14 protein-coding genes, 1 pseudogene and 1 riboswitch are annotated in these 14267 nt (G+C 41.7%); of the genes and pseudogenes, 14 read left to right on the forward strand and 1 reads right to left on the reverse strand.

Going from position 1 to position 14267, the window contains the following annotated elements:
• Nucleotides 1-153 precede the first annotated feature (153 nt).
• The 7 genes from QZL64_RS09590 (at nucleotide 154) to QZL64_RS09620 (ending at nucleotide 6750) form a co-directional block, all read left to right on the forward strand.
• On the forward strand, nucleotides 154-2061 hold the full coding sequence (locus tag QZL64_RS09590; RefSeq protein WP_021841779.1) for a bifunctional 4-hydroxy-3-methylbut-2-enyl diphosphate reductase/30S ribosomal protein S1: 1908 nt from the start codon (nucleotides 154-156) through the stop codon (nucleotides 2059-2061).
• Nucleotides 2062-2208: 147 nt separating this feature from the next.
• Nucleotides 2209-3543 (forward strand): ribosome biogenesis GTPase Der, encoded by a 1335-nt coding sequence (gene der, locus QZL64_RS09595; protein WP_021841780.1) that lies wholly within the window; start codon nucleotides 2209-2211, stop codon nucleotides 3541-3543.
• Complete coding sequence (plsY, locus tag QZL64_RS09600) at nucleotides 3543-4148, forward strand: glycerol-3-phosphate 1-O-acyltransferase PlsY (RefSeq protein ID WP_021841781.1); 606 nt, start codon at nucleotides 3543-3545, stop codon at nucleotides 4146-4148. The genes der and plsY overlap by 1 nt, the downstream gene beginning before the upstream one ends.
• Nucleotides 4145-5146: an NAD(P)H-dependent glycerol-3-phosphate dehydrogenase gene (locus QZL64_RS09605; protein ID WP_021841782.1), complete on the forward strand. Its 1002-nt coding sequence runs from the start codon at nucleotides 4145-4147 to the stop codon at nucleotides 5144-5146. The genes plsY and QZL64_RS09605 overlap by 4 nt, the downstream gene beginning before the upstream one ends.
• Before the next feature lie 83 nt (nucleotides 5147-5229).
• Nucleotides 5230-5784, forward strand: a complete 555-nt coding sequence (rsmD, locus tag QZL64_RS09610; protein ID WP_021841783.1) for a 16S rRNA (guanine(966)-N(2))-methyltransferase RsmD — start codon at nucleotides 5230-5232, stop codon at nucleotides 5782-5784.
• A 4-nt stretch (nucleotides 5785-5788) separates the two neighbouring features.
• The gene (gene coaD, locus QZL64_RS09615) at nucleotides 5789-6277 is read left to right on the forward strand and encodes a pantetheine-phosphate adenylyltransferase (protein ID WP_021841784.1); all 489 of its coding nucleotides are present in this window, start codon (nucleotides 5789-5791) and stop codon (nucleotides 6275-6277) included.
• 20 nt (nucleotides 6278-6297) lie between these two features.
• Entirely contained in the window at nucleotides 6298-6750 is a 453-nt protein-coding gene (locus QZL64_RS09620; protein ID WP_021841785.1) for a hypothetical protein, read from the forward strand.
• 119 nt (nucleotides 6751-6869) lie between these two features.
• Here the strand turns inward: QZL64_RS09620 and QZL64_RS09625 are convergent, their stop codons facing one another.
• Nucleotides 6870-8618 (reverse strand): Rqc2 family fibronectin-binding protein, encoded by a 1749-nt coding sequence (locus QZL64_RS09625; protein WP_021841786.1) that lies wholly within the window; start codon nucleotides 8616-8618, stop codon nucleotides 6870-6872.
• A gap of 164 nt (nucleotides 8619-8782) precedes the next feature.
• Between QZL64_RS09625 and QZL64_RS09630 the strand changes: the two genes are divergently transcribed.
• From QZL64_RS09630 to QZL64_RS09660, 7 genes and pseudogenes are all read left to right on the forward strand, one after another.
• A complete protein-coding gene (locus tag QZL64_RS09630) occupies nucleotides 8783-9664 on the forward strand; it encodes a YicC/YloC family endoribonuclease (RefSeq protein WP_021841787.1) in 882 nt (293 codons plus the stop codon).
• A 25-nt stretch (nucleotides 9665-9689) separates the two neighbouring features.
• Nucleotides 9690-9956, forward strand: a complete 267-nt coding sequence (gene remA / locus QZL64_RS09635) for an extracellular matrix/biofilm regulator RemA (RefSeq protein WP_006556813.1) — start codon at nucleotides 9690-9692, stop codon at nucleotides 9954-9956.
• 8 nt (nucleotides 9957-9964) lie between these two features.
• Entirely contained in the window at nucleotides 9965-10591 is a 627-nt protein-coding gene (gene gmk, locus QZL64_RS09640) for a guanylate kinase (protein ID WP_021841788.1), read from the forward strand.
• A gap of 6 nt (nucleotides 10592-10597) precedes the next feature.
• Nucleotides 10598-10810, forward strand: a complete 213-nt coding sequence (gene rpoZ / locus QZL64_RS09645; RefSeq protein ID WP_021841789.1) for a DNA-directed RNA polymerase subunit omega — start codon at nucleotides 10598-10600, stop codon at nucleotides 10808-10810.
• A gap of 29 nt (nucleotides 10811-10839) precedes the next feature.
• Nucleotides 10840-12021, forward strand: coding sequence for a bifunctional phosphopantothenoylcysteine decarboxylase/phosphopantothenate--cysteine ligase CoaBC (gene coaBC / locus QZL64_RS09650; RefSeq protein ID WP_021841790.1), 1182 nt, complete (start codon nucleotides 10840-10842; stop codon nucleotides 12019-12021).
• Between the two features lie 59 nt (nucleotides 12022-12080).
• A riboswitch (SAM riboswitch) is annotated at nucleotides 12081-12179 on the forward strand.
• A 54-nt stretch (nucleotides 12180-12233) separates the two neighbouring features.
• Entirely contained in the window at nucleotides 12234-13424 is a 1191-nt protein-coding gene (gene metK / locus QZL64_RS09655) for a methionine adenosyltransferase (protein ID WP_021841791.1), read from the forward strand.
• 364 nt (nucleotides 13425-13788) lie between these two features.
• Nucleotides 13789-14267 (forward strand): annotated as a pseudogene (locus tag QZL64_RS09660) (NAD-dependent malic enzyme); the annotation flags it as partial.

Below are 14267 nucleotides of genomic sequence, written 5' to 3' on the forward strand. Positions count from 1 at the left end.
CTGCCGTAATCGGTAAACCGATTCCCGTAGCGAAAGCAAAACCTACACCGGAAGCCATTGCCGAATTAAATGATAAAGTCAGGGTGGCTCTGGAAGGTCTTATGGCTGACTATCGGGCGGCTCATCCGGATTTTAAACGATAAGGAGTCAGGCGTGGAAATTCGTATTGCAGAAAATTGCGGTTTTTGTTATGGTGTGAAGAGAGCTGTTAATATGGCTCAAGACACATCAGATCAGTTAGAGCGCAGTTATACCTTAGGTCCTATCATTCATAATCCGCAAGTGGTTTCCAATTTGGAAGAACATGGCGTGTATGCCGTGGATTCGCTGGATGAAATTCCCGGCGGCACGGTAATCATCCGATCCCACGGTGTGGGACCGGCGGTGTATGAAGAAGCGACCGATAAAGGACTTAAAGTGGTGGACGCAACATGTCCCCATGTAAAAAAAGCTCAACAAGATGCAAAATCAGTCATTGACTCGGGAATGTCACTTGTCATTTTAGGCGAAAAAAAGCATCCTGAGGTAATTAGCATCAATTTGTGGGCACAAAACAAAGGCATAGTTATAGAAACTGAAGAAAAAGCTAAAATTCTGCCTTTCGTGGAAAATAGGGGTGTAGTTGTACAAACTACCTTTTCACAATTTAAATTTCAAAGTATAATAGATATATTAGAGGAAAAAACTCAAAATCTAAAGGTTTTCAAAACGATTTGCACAGCTACTCAAGAACGTCAAAATTCGGCGGTAGAACTTGCAAAAACGGTGGACCTTATGATTGTGGTAGGCGGTAAGAACAGCGGCAACACAAACAGATTAGCAGAGGTCTGTCGTGACGTTGGATGTACTACTTACCATATAGAGACCGCTGCTGAATTACAATTGGACTGGTTCAACCATGTTCAAACGGTAGGGGTTACAGCCGGTGCATCGACACCCGACTGGATAATTAAGGAGGTCATTGACACAATGAATGAATTTGAACAATTGTTAGCTAACGAAGCTGACTGGGCAGAAGACTTTAAGAAAGGCACTGTAGTAGAAGGTACTGTTGTATCCGTAGAAGACGACAAAGCATATGTTTCTTTCGGTTACAAAACAGAAGCAACCTTGAATCGTACTGAAATCGCATATCCGGCACCTGCCTCTGCTAAAGACGTGCTCAAAGAAGGCGATCAGATTAAAGCCGTTATTATGAACCACATCAAGGAAGACAATCCTATCTACTTGTCCATCACTCGTTTGGCTAAAGACGAAGATTGGCAGTATGTACAGGAAGCTCAGGAAAAAGACGAACCAATCATCTGTAAAGGTGTGGACGCTATCCCTGCAGGTCTTGTTGTAACTGTTAAATCCCTTCGTGGTTTTATTCCACTTTCCCAAGGGGATGTACACTTCGTTAAATCTCTCGATAGCTTAGTAGGTACTGAATTCGAAGCTAAGGTATTGGAAATCGACGAAAAGAAAAACCGTTTGGTTCTTTCCCGTCGTGCTGTATTGGAAGTAGCTCGCCAGGCTAAATTGGAAGAAGCCTTGAAAAACATTCATGTTGGCGATAACTATAAAGGTATTGTTCGTAAAATTATGCCTTATGGTGCTTTCGTTGATATCGGCGGTATCGAAGGTTTACTTCACATTTCCGACATTTCTTGGCACAAAATCAAACGCGTTGAAGACGTATTGTCCGTAGGCCAGGAAATCGAAGTTAAATTGCAATCCTTTGATGCAGAAAGCAACAAACTTTCCTTATCCTTGAAAGCATTGACTAAGAGCCCATGGGACGTAGCTGAAGAAACTATCAAAGTTGGCGACGTTCTTACCGGTAAAGTAGTTCGTTTGGTAGCTTACGGTGCATTCGTAGCTGTTAACGACGACATCCAAGGTTTACTTCACATTTCTCAGATCACTAAACAGCGTAATGCTAAAGTAGAAGACTACTTGACTCGTGGTAAAGAAGTAGAAGTTAAAGTTATTTCTCTTAATAAAGATGAAAAGAAACTTGGCCTTGCTTTAACTGAGTTAATGGAACCAGTTGCAACAGCTGAATCCGACGCTGAATAATTGTAACCAATAGCGCGTAGCGCTTATATAAGGAGCTATAAAGGGCTTGGCCCTTTATGGCTCCTTTTGCATTATCCCTTCTTTATGGATTGCTTTATATATGTTACAATATAGTGTGATAATTTATGTAAAAATTGAGGTGACAATATGGCAAAACCATTAGTAGCAGTGGTAGGGCGTCCTAATGTGGGAAAATCTACATTGTTTAACGCCATTGTAAATAAACGAATTTCCATTGTTGAAGATATTCCGGGCGTAACGCGCGATAGAATTTACTTTGATGCGGAATGGCTTAACCGAGAATTTACCATGATTGATACGGGCGGGATTGAATTCATCACCGCCGACAGTCATGTAATTCCTAAAATGATGCGTTTACAGGCGCAACTTGCTATCGAAGAAGCGGATGTTATTTTATTTGTCGTTGACGGCAAACAAGGTATCGTACCGGCTGACGAAGAAGTAGCGAATATTTTGCGTGCCAGCGGTAAACCGGTATTATTGGTTGTTAATAAAATTGACAGTGTAAATCAGGAAGCCAACATTTATGAATTTTACAATTTAGGTATTGGCGATCCTATCGGTATTTCCGCTAAAAACTTAATGAACCTTGGCGATTTATTGGATGATGTGGTAAAACACTTCCCTGATTCGGCAACGGCTGAAGATGAAGAAGATACTATTCATGTAGCTTTAATCGGTCGTCCGAATGTAGGTAAATCATCGTTAACAAATGCTTTATTGGGTCAGGACCGTGTTATTGTAAGTGATGTAGCCGGTACAACTCGTGACTCCATCGATACGCATTGGACACATGAGGGCCAGAAGTTTGTGCTTATCGATACGGCCGGTATGCGTCGTAAAGCAAAAATCGATGCACCGGTAGAACGTTACAGTATCGTTCGTTCCCTGCGTTCCGTAGATAGAGCTGACATCGTTGTTCTCGTATTGGACGGCGTGGATGGTGTTACCGAGCAGGATAAGAAAATTGCCGGTTATGCCCATGAAGCCGGTAAAGGGATTATCATCGTAGTCAACAAATGGGATTTAGTAGAAAAAGACGATAAAACGACCATCCGTTACACGGAAGATATTTACGATGAAATGGGCTTTTTGCGTTATGCGCCGATTCTTTTTGCTTCCGCATTGACGAAACAGCGTATCCATCGTTTAGCCGATTTAATTAAATTCGTATCGGAACAGCAACACATGCGTATTTCTACAAGCGTGTTGAACCAAGTATTATCGGATGCACAGAACGTCAATCCGGTACCGTCCAGAAGCGGCCGTTTGCCGAAGATTTATTATATGACACAGGCTTCTGTAAAACCGCCGACCTTTATACTGTTTGTAAATGAACCGGAATTAATTCACTTCTCCTATATGCGTTTTTTGGAAAACAGACTTCGTGAGTCCTTCGGTTTTGAAGGTACCCCGATTCGCTTGATATTACGCGGTAAGAAGGGAAATGATGACGACTAATGGATACTATGACTATTATTGGATTGGCAGTCGTGGCATATCTTTTAGGCTCCATTCCCAGCGGTTTAATTATCGGTAAATTATTTTTCAATACAGATGTCCGTTTATACGGCAGTAAAAATATCGGTGCTACGAATACGTATCGCGTACTGGGCATGAAGGCAGCTTTACCGGTATTTCTCTGCGATGCCGGTAAAGGTATGGCAGGGGTTGCTATTTTTTCGCCGGAACCGAATTTGATGCTTTTAGGTGGCATTTTAGCTATGGTAGGCCATAATTGGTCGGTATTTTTGGGCTTTAAAGGTGGTCGTGGTGTAGCGACCGGTCTCGGGGTGTTGATATTTTTAGTACCTTTGATTTCGGCTATTTGTTTTGCTACATGGGCCGTTATCGTGTACTTTACCAAATATGTGTCCTTAGGCTCTATCGTAGGGGCCGCGTTGGTACCGATTTTGATGGTTGTCTTCGGTGAACCTTTATGGTATATCGTATTCGGCACGGTGGCCGCTTTATTCGTAATTTTACGTCATCGTGAAAATATTATGCGTCTTTTGCGCGGTCAGGAATTAAAAGTTGAACGGACGGAGCGTGATGATTCTAAATGAAAATAGGAATTATAGGATCCGGCAGCTGGGGCACTGCGCTGGCTTGTAAAAGTGCTCAAGCCGGCAATGAGGCTTGGCTTTACTGTCGCCGTGAAGAGCAGGCGACCCGCTTAAAGGCGGATCGTGATAATAAAGAATATTTGGCCGGTGTTGCCTTGCCGGAAAACTTAAATATCAGTCATGTACCGGCTGTAGTGGCCGAAAACAGTGATATTCTTTTGATTGTGACGCCGTCTATTTATGTGCGTGATACACTGAAACAGTTTGCCCCATATATTTCTGAGAAAACGACGGTAGTTATTTGCTCTAAGGGGATTGAACGAGAGACGGGTAAGCGTTTATCCGAAGTGGCTGACGAGGTGGTAGGCCATATTACGGAGCATTTAGCTATTTTATCCGGCCCTAATCATGCGGAGGAAATAGGCCGTGATTTACCGGCTGCAACGGTTGTAGCGGCACGAACGGTACCAACGGCGGAGCAAGTGCAACAGGCTTTAAGTACTGTTAATTTCCGGGTCTATGTGAATGAAGATATGACGGGCGTAGAACTGGCAGCCACAACGAAGAATATTATCGCCTTGGCGGCCGGTATTGCAGACGGTATGAAGCTTGGTGATAATTGTAAGTCAGCTCTTTTGACACGTGGTCTTCACGAGATGACCAAATTTGGTGTGGCTATGGGGGCACGTCGCGAAACTTATGCCGGGCTCGCCGGTATGGGCGATTTGATTACCACTTGTATGAGTCGTCATAGTCGTAACCGCGCAGCGGGTCAGAAATTGGCAGCCGGTGAAACTATGGATTATATAATGAATCACTCCAATATGGTGGTAGAAGGCTTTTTTGCCGTAAAAACGGTGTATGAAATAGCTAAAGCAAAAGAATTGGATTTACCTATAACAGAAGCTTTATACGAAGTTTTATACCATCAAAAATCGCCTCAAACAGCACTTATGGAGCTGATGGGGCGCAACTTGAAAGATGAAATGTTCTTATAATAATTTTTCCCTAGGAATGTACTTTTATTTTGGAACATTATATACTATAATTAAAAGACAAGTGTAGGCATAAAGAGGGAAGTATGAGAATTATTGCAGGACGTGCCAAAGGTCATATATTGAAAGCTCCGAAAGGGATGAGTACGAGACCCACACAGGATCGTGTGAGGGAGAGTATTTTTAATATACTGACTAATTACGGTCTGATTGAGTCCACCGTACTTGATTTTTTCTCCGGTACAGGCGCTTTCGGATTGGAAGCCATCAGTCGCGGTGCCTCACTGGCCGTATGCGTTGATAAACGGACAGCTCGAATTATTAAAGCGAACATTGAGCATTGTCATATGGAAGACGCGGTTGAAGTGATACCAACATCGATTGAAACGGCGGCTAAACAGTTAGCCGGTCGTCAGTTTGATTATATTTTTGCGGATCCGCCATATGAACAAGGTTTTGTGGCCGCAACGTTGGCTGTAGTCGTGAATCAGCAATTACTAAAAGAAAATGGAATGCTTATTGTGGAGCATCATGAAAACGAACCGCTTGTATTGCCGGAAGGTTGGAGCCTTGTTAGGGAACAACGCTTTGGTTATACGAAGGTGACGTATTGTGTACCCTATGAGCTTGAAAGGAGCTAATATAGTGCGTATAGGCATTTGCCCAGGGAGTTTTGACCCTGTGACAAACGGGCATGTCGATATTTTTGAACGAGCGAGTAAGCTTGTAGATAAGTTGATTGTGGCGGTTTTAACTAATCCGAATAAAAATAATTTGTTTACTCAAGATGAGCGAGTTGAATTGATTAAAGCCTCCGTAGCCCATATACCTAATGTTGAAGTGGATTGTGCATCAGGTCTGTTAATTGATTATGCAAAATCAAAAAACAGTATTATGATTATTCGAGGCTTGCGAGCGCTTGCTGATTTTGAATATGAATTCCAACGAGCTTTATTTTCAAAGTTTTTGGATGACGATATTGAAACCGTTTTTATCATGACGAATAATAAGTATTCATTTGTCAGTTCCACGGGAATTCGCGAATTAGCGCGATTTAATGGTCGTCTTGACGGCTTAGTTCCGGATGCAGTAAAAGAAGCGTTAGAAGCAAAATTTGCGAATCGTAGTGAATAGTACTAATAGGAGTGGCGAGAATGAAAACAGAAAAACTTTTAGAAGATTTGGAAAATTTAATTGAAACCAGTGGTCGCATTCCTATGACCACCAAACGTGTCATTGAAGAAGAAGAAATTATGCGTGTCTTAGATGCCATTAATGAATCTTTGCCGTTGGAGCTTGAAGAATCCCGCCGTATTATGGCTGAAAAAGATAAAATTTTGGCAGATGCACAGCGTCAAGCCGATACTTTGATTGCGCAGGCCAAAGATTATATTGCAAAATTGACGGAAGAAAGCGAACTTGTTAAACAGGCTCAGACTCAGGCTAACCAAATTATCACCTTGGCTAACCAGTCTTCCGAAGAATTGAAAAACAGTTCTATTCAATATGCTCAAGATGTAATGCGTTATATTGAAAACAATTTGGAAAAAACTTTGGAAAGCTTGCGCCAAAACCGCGAAAGCTTAAAACAATCCAATCGCGATTAATTACGTTATTTTTAGCGATTTTGTTGACAATGCCGGTCATTGTAAGCATTAAATAAAGAAACTCTCAGGAAGCATCCTTGCTATACTTGGTATAGGGGATTTCCTGAGAGCTTTTTTGCTTATTCGTAGAGATTCGTTTCTTTATTTAATACCGGTTCTTTCGGGTCAATTACCGCTGTTTTCTGATTCGTATAAATAACAAAGCCTAATGGCGATGCCGGTGGTTTTTTTATAAATTTAACCGGGGTGTAATCGACAGCGACTTTAGAGGACTCGCGAGCCCGGCTGAAATAGGCGGCATAGCGGGCGGCTAAGGTAAGCATTTCATCGGTTGGTTCGCCACCTTGGGTGCGTAAGATAACATGACTGCCTTGTACCTGCAAAGTATGAAACCACATATCATCAGGCTTGGCGAAACGATGGGTTAAATATTCATTCTGCTGATTGTTTCGACCGATGAAAATTTCACCGCCGTCAATTTGAAAATGCATGAAATTATGTTTCGGTGCCTTATAACTAATCGGCTTTTTAGATTTTTTCAAAAGCCCGGCCTGTTCACATTCATTGTAGATTTCTTGAACCGTTTCCTTGCTGTCGGCAATGGTTAAACTGTATAAAACGGACTGAAGATAGTCAATGCGACGACTACTTTGCTCTAATTGATATAAACCGCTTTGTTTACGATTTTTTAACTTCGTATAGAGTTTGTAATAGTTTTGCGCATTCTCTACAACGGTTAATTCCGGCACGAGGGGAATGGTAATCGGTTCAACGGGGTTTACTAAAATATTGTCTAAGGTGATATTTGGTTCATATTGCGTATCGCGATAGGCGTTAATCATCAATAAATCGCCAAACGCCTTATATTCATCGGCTTTGGAGCTATCGTTAAGTTCCGCTTCAATCTTACTGTGACGGAGTTCTTCTTTTTTGATAGCTTGTTCTAAAGTTCGTTCCAATTCACGAGTGGTCGTATTGATGCCACCTTGTTTTACAACGGCTACTTCAAGCGGTTGTGAGATGGAATCGTAGGTAGCCGTTAACTGACCCCCTTGCGCCAATAAATAGGTAAGAGGCACAGGGCTGTAAAACTTTTTATGGTTCGCATTTTCGTATTCATATAATTGCTTGGCATCATTAATAGCCGTTTTTAAATTGATGAGAGCCGCTGCAAGAGATGTAATTTGTTCCGCAGCGAGTGATGTGAACTCCGTTTTTTCGGTTACACCGGCTTCATAACACACCTCTTTTAATAGAGCCGGACCGAAACCGTTAAAAATACGACGAATTGTTTCGGCTACGGTGCCTTGACCGAAGTTGTGAAGTAATTCACCGATTTCTTCGTTGCTGAACTCAAAAAGGCTGCCCCGTTCGCTGTTCGGCGGTAACTCATAAGTGAGTTTAGGTGCGATGGAACGTTCGCGGTTCATGAGCGGTGTAACGTGAATGAGTGCTTCCAGAATCTGGCCGTCTTGAACGAAAATACAGTTGGAATATTTGCCCATTAGCTCAATGTAAATCCGATTTGAAATAAGGGAACCGTCAAGTGCCAGCTTGTCTGCATTGATACGCAGAATTCGGTCACCGTTCAATTGCTTGATTGCCGTAATACGAGCGCCTTCCAAATGTTTGCGTAAAAACATGCAAAGCGCAGTCGGTTCTTTCGGTAAATCCGTAATGCCGTGGCTGAGATAACAAGCCGGTAAATTGCCGGCCGTAATAACCAGGTCTTTATTACCCTGGTGAGTATTAACTTTTAAAACGATTGTGGTTTTATCTATTTGTAATAGCCGCTGGATTTGACCGGTCACTAATTGATCGGAAAGTTCTTTGGTCAAAACGGCTAAGGTTAAGCCATCTAAATTCATAAATTGCTCCTTTACTAAACATACTTATTATTTAAGTATATCACACTTATGACCTATTTGAACGCTTTACCCTATAGGCCTAACATGTTAAAATTTAAACAATAAGAAAATAATCTAAAAATAAGGAAAATTGACGAAAATTAAAGGAAAGGACCTATTTTATTATGAACAGCATGACGGGCTTCGGTCGTGGTATAGCCGCTGATGAGGCATTACAGATTACGGTTGAAATAAAAACGGTTAATTCAAGGTTTTTGGATCTGCATATTAATATGCCGTCCACGTTGAATTTTTTTGAAAATGAGCTGCGCCGTCAGATTAAAAGTGTATTGCAACGCGGCAAAGTGGAAGTCAATATTTCGCTACGCAATACACGGGATCGGGAAAAAGTTTTTACCGTGAATGAATCATTGGCATTGCAGATTCGCGAGTTTTTGGTAAAAAACGGTTTTGCTCAAGATATTAAGAAAGTGGCCTTGCGAGATATGATGACCGTATCTCAGGATTGGCTTCTTTTAGAAGATGTTCCTTTTGAAGAATCGAAGCTTCAAGAAACAGCTTTGAAGGCATTAGGTGATGCTCTCACCGGCGTAATAACCATGCGGGCTGCCGAAGGGGAACATTTAGCAAACGAAATCGAAAGTCGTATTACCAAACTGGAAGATGTGTTAAATGCCGTAGATGCCAACAAAACAGCAGCTGTAAAGAAATATGAAACACGTTTGCAGCAACGCATTGAAGCAACCTTGGCTAAAACTGATTTAGATATCAACATGGATAGATTTTTGCAGGAAGTAGCCATTATGAGTGACAAAACAGATATTACAGAAGAAATTGTACGTTTTGGCTCACATGTGGTACAATTAAAAGACACACTCAAAGAGAATCAACCGATTGGCCGTAAATTAGATTTCTTGTTACAGGAAATGAATCGTGAAGTAAATACGATGGGATCAAAAGGATCTGATTTAGAAATTACTGACCGCGTTGTAGTATTGAAATGTGAATTAGAGAAGATAAGAGAGCAAATTCAAAACATAGAGTAGGTAGTAGAGTAAGGAGTCACTAAGTATGAATACAAAACTTTTAAACATCGGGTTTGGTAATATGGTTTCAGCAAATCGCCTCATTGCGATTATCAGTCCTGAATCGGCTCCTATTAAGCGAATGATTCAAGATGCTCGCGAAAAGAGCGTGCTCGTTGACGCCACATATGGTCGTAAGACTCGTGCCGTTCTCGTTATGGACAGCGGTCAAATCGTTTTATCCGCTATCCAACCGGAAACCGTAGCACATCGTATTGTACAGGCTACACCGTCTGAAACAACGGAAGCGTAGGTGTTATTATGTCGGATAGAGGAATCTTAATTGTCTTATCCGGCCCTTCGGGTGCGGGTAAAGGCACAATTTGTGCGGCCCTTCGCCAGCAAATGCCTAATCTTGTATATTCCGTATCGATGACAACTCGTGCACCCCGTGTCGGTGAAGAAGAAGGGGTTAGCTACTTTTTTAGAGATAAAGAAGAGTTTCAGCGTTTAATTAAAGAAGATGCATTTCTTGAATATGCACAGGTGTACGACAATTTTTACGGTACGCCAAAACAACATGTAATGGACTTGTTGTCAGAAGGTAAGAGCGTTATTTTGGAAATTGATATTCAAGGTGCTATGCAAGTTAAGGAGCGCTTTAGCGAAGCCGTTTTTATTTATATCGTACCGCCGTCTTTAGATATTTTATCGAATCGTTTGCGCGATCGCGGGACGGATGCGGCCGATGTCATTGATAAGCGCTTATCGAAAGCCAGTTCGGAACTTGCGTTGGCTCACCGCTATGACTATATCGTAGTAAATGATGTGTTGCCCGATGCGGTTGAAAAAGTTGCGTCTATTTTACGGGCTGAAGCTTGCAAAATTAAACGAAATAAAGAAAAAATCCAGTACATTTATAAACAGTATGGTGGGAAAAAGGAGTAATGCGTTATGATGGTAAAACCTTTATTAAAGGACTTGGAAAAACATGTAGACAGTAAATACACTTTGGTTACTTTGGCAGCGAAACGTGCTCGTGAGCTTACCGATGGTGATCATGCTTTAGTGTCCGGTCTCGATACAGATAATCCGGTATCGGTAGCATTACATGAAATTGCGGAAGATAAAATCGGTTTTACACGTACCAAAGACGGTATTAAATAATTAAATTTTAATTCCAACAGGGGCAGAGGATGAAAAATAAACACATAATTGTAGGCGTATCGGGCGGTATTGCTGCCTATAAAGCTGTAGAGGTGGTTAGCCGCTTACGTAAATTGGGAGCGGAAGTTAAAGTCGTTATGACAGAAAACGCCACCAAGTTTGTATCACCTATGACTTTCGGCGAAATCAGCGGCCATCCGGTGGCTGTTAAAATGTTTGAAGATGTACATGATTGGAATGTGGAGCATATTTCATTAGCCCGATGGGCCGATGCCTATTTAGTGGCACCGGCTACGGCTAATGTGCTTGGCAAAATGTCAGCCGGAATTGCTGATGATATGTTGACTACGCAGCTATTGGCTACCGAAGCGCCTATTTTCTTATGTCCGGCGATGAATACTAATATGTATGAAAACCCGATTACACAGCGCAATATGAAAACCTTACGTGAGTTGGGGATGCATATTTTGGAAGCCGACAGCGGTCACTTGGCTTGCGGTATAGTCGGTAAGGGCCGTTTACCGGAACCGGCTAAAATTGTGGAATGGTTGTCCTTCCATATGATGAAAAGTGATTTGCTGGAAGGTAAAACTGTTATTGTTACGGCCGGCGGCACGCAAGAAGCGATCGATCCGGTCCGCTTTATCGGCAATCGTTCCAGCGGCAAAATGGGTTACGCTGTGGCCGAACAAGCAGCTTTGGCCGGGGCTCGTACGATTTTAATATCGGCACCGAGCGCATTGCCGGTGCCGTATGGCGTGGAATTTGTGCCTGTTGACTCAGCTCGCGATATGGAAGAAGCCGTTAACAGTCGTTATGAAAACTGTGATGCCGTAATTATGGCGGCAGCTGTAGCGGATTTTCGCGTGGAGAACATGGCAGATACCAAAATCAAAAAAATGGATACCTTAGAGCTTAAACTCGTTAAGAATCCGGATATCTTGAAAGGTCTAGGTGCGAATAAAACTCATCAAAAACTTATCGGCTTTGCAGCGGAAACACAAAATGTCATCGAGTACGGCAAATCAAAAGTACTTAACAAAAATCTTGATATGCTCGTAGCTAATGATGTAAGCAAACAAAATGCAGGCTTTAACGTTGATACCAATGAAGTTACTTTTATTTATCCGGGTGGTCAAATTATGCAATTGCCACTTATGACAAAAAGTGATGTCGCTAAGCGAATTATTTCAGCCTTGGCAGAATTGTAATTCCATAGTATAATAAATCAGTGATATAAACTATCACAATTAAATTAATAGTAATTTTTGTCTCATCAAGAGTAGTGGAGGGAAAGGCCCTGTGAAGCTACAGCAACCATTCATGTGAAAAGGTGCTAAGTCCGACGGTATATGCCGAAAGATGGGGTTATATTCCTCATCGCTTGGCTGATGAGGAATTTTTTTATGGAGGTAAAGGGTAAATGGCTGAAAAACATGTATTTTTCACATCTGAATCCGTAACGGAAGGTCATCCAGATAAAATCGCTGACCAAATTTCAGACGCCGTACTTGATGCGATTATTGCGCAAGATCCAACGGCACATGTAGCATGTGAAACACTTGTAACAACAGGTCAAGTTCATGTAGTGGGTGAAATTTCCACTAACTGTTATGTAGATATTAATCATATTGTTCGTGAAACGATTCGCGAAATCGGGTACACTCGTGCTAAATACGGTTTTGACTGCGATACTTGCGGCGTTAATGTAGCTATTGACGAACAATCTGCCGATATCGCTATGGGTGTAGACGATGCGTTGGAAACTCGTGAAGGCGGCGCAGATAAATTTGATAAAATCGGTGCCGGCGACCAAGGGATGATGTTCGGTTATGCAACTAACGAAACCGAAGAATTCATGCCAATGCCGATTGCTCTTGCACATCGCTTATCCCGTCAATTGACCAAAGTTCGTAAAGACGGCACTTTGCCTTACCTTCGTCCGGACGGTAAAACTCAGGTAACTGTTGAATACGTTGACGGCGTGCCTAAACGTATTGAAACCATCGTAATTTCCACGCAGCACGGTCCTGAAGTATCCCGTGAACAAATCGAAGCAGACCTTAAAGAATTGGTTATCAAACCGGTATTACCGGAAGGTTTTGTTGATGAAAACACTAAATTCTTCATTAACCCAACCGGTCGTTTCGTAATTGGCGGTCCGCAAGGCGACGCCGGCTTAACAGGTCGTAAGATTATCGTTGATACTTACGGCGGCATGGCTCGTCACGGCGGCGGTGCATTCTCCGGCAAGGATCCTACAAAAGTTGACCGCAGTGCGGCCTATGCAGCTCGTTACGTAGCTAAAAACATCGTAGCAGCCGGTCTTGCCGATAAATGTGAAATTCAGATTGCTTATGCTATCGGCGTAGCTAAACCTGTATCCATCATGGTAGAAACTTTCGGTACCGGTAAAATCTCCGAACAGCAAATCGGCGAACTCGTTAAGAAACATTTTGACCTTCGTCCGGCCGGCATTATTGAAATGCTTGATTTGCTCCGTCCAATCTATCATCAGACGGCAGCTTACGGTCACTTTGGTCGTACCGATGTTGATTTGCCTTGGGAACACACTGATAAAGCTGATGTTCTTCGCAAAGAAGCGGGTTTATAATTAAATAATCTGAAATTAAACAGAGTAAGTTTTAAATGGCTTATATTTTAACAAGCTGAGTTTAATTTCAAATCTATAGAGCAGAGATTGTATCATTGATACGGTCTCTGCTTTTTTGATAGACATTATTACTTACTCTGCCGGATACTTTTTTATGCAATTTGTGAAATTGTTTTCTTTATTAAAAAGGTGTTTGACCATGGTGGTAATATTTATTGTATAATTAAAGAAGAGAAGTTTAAATATATCGATATAGCATGTTTTGATACTGAATTAGTTTATCAATTATCGGCGTTCATAATACCCTGATAACGTATGTAATTTTTTGTTTTTGAATTAGCGGTAATTCAGAAGGAGGATTTATATGAAAAATGCATATGATATTATTAATGACCCTTTTTTGAATAAGGGAACGGCATTCAGTGCTGAAGAACGTGAACTATTTAAGTTAAATGGTATGATTCCCGACAAAATTCAGACCATTGAAGAGCAGGCCGCTCAAGCATATCAAGCTATGTCTATGAAAACTAACGATGTGGATAAACGCCATTTCCTAATGAAGGTGTTTAGCCATAACCGTACCTTGTTCTACTATTTGTTCAGCCAGCATGTGGAAGATTTTTTGCCGATTGTATATGACCCATGTATTGCCGATACGATTCGCAATTACAGCGAATATTATACGACTCCGCAGAATTCCGCCTTTTTATCGATTGATAACCCGGAAAATATGGAAGACGCTTTGAAAAATGCAGCTTATGGCCGTGATATTAATTTAATCGTCGTAACCGATGCGGAAGCTATTTTGGGTATCGGTGACTGGGGCCTTAACGGTGTTGCCAT

Origin of the sequence: Veillonella sp. CAG:933, assembly GCF_000431435.1 — a bacterium.
Taxonomy (GTDB): Bacteria; Bacillota; Negativicutes; order Veillonellales; family Veillonellaceae; genus Veillonella_A.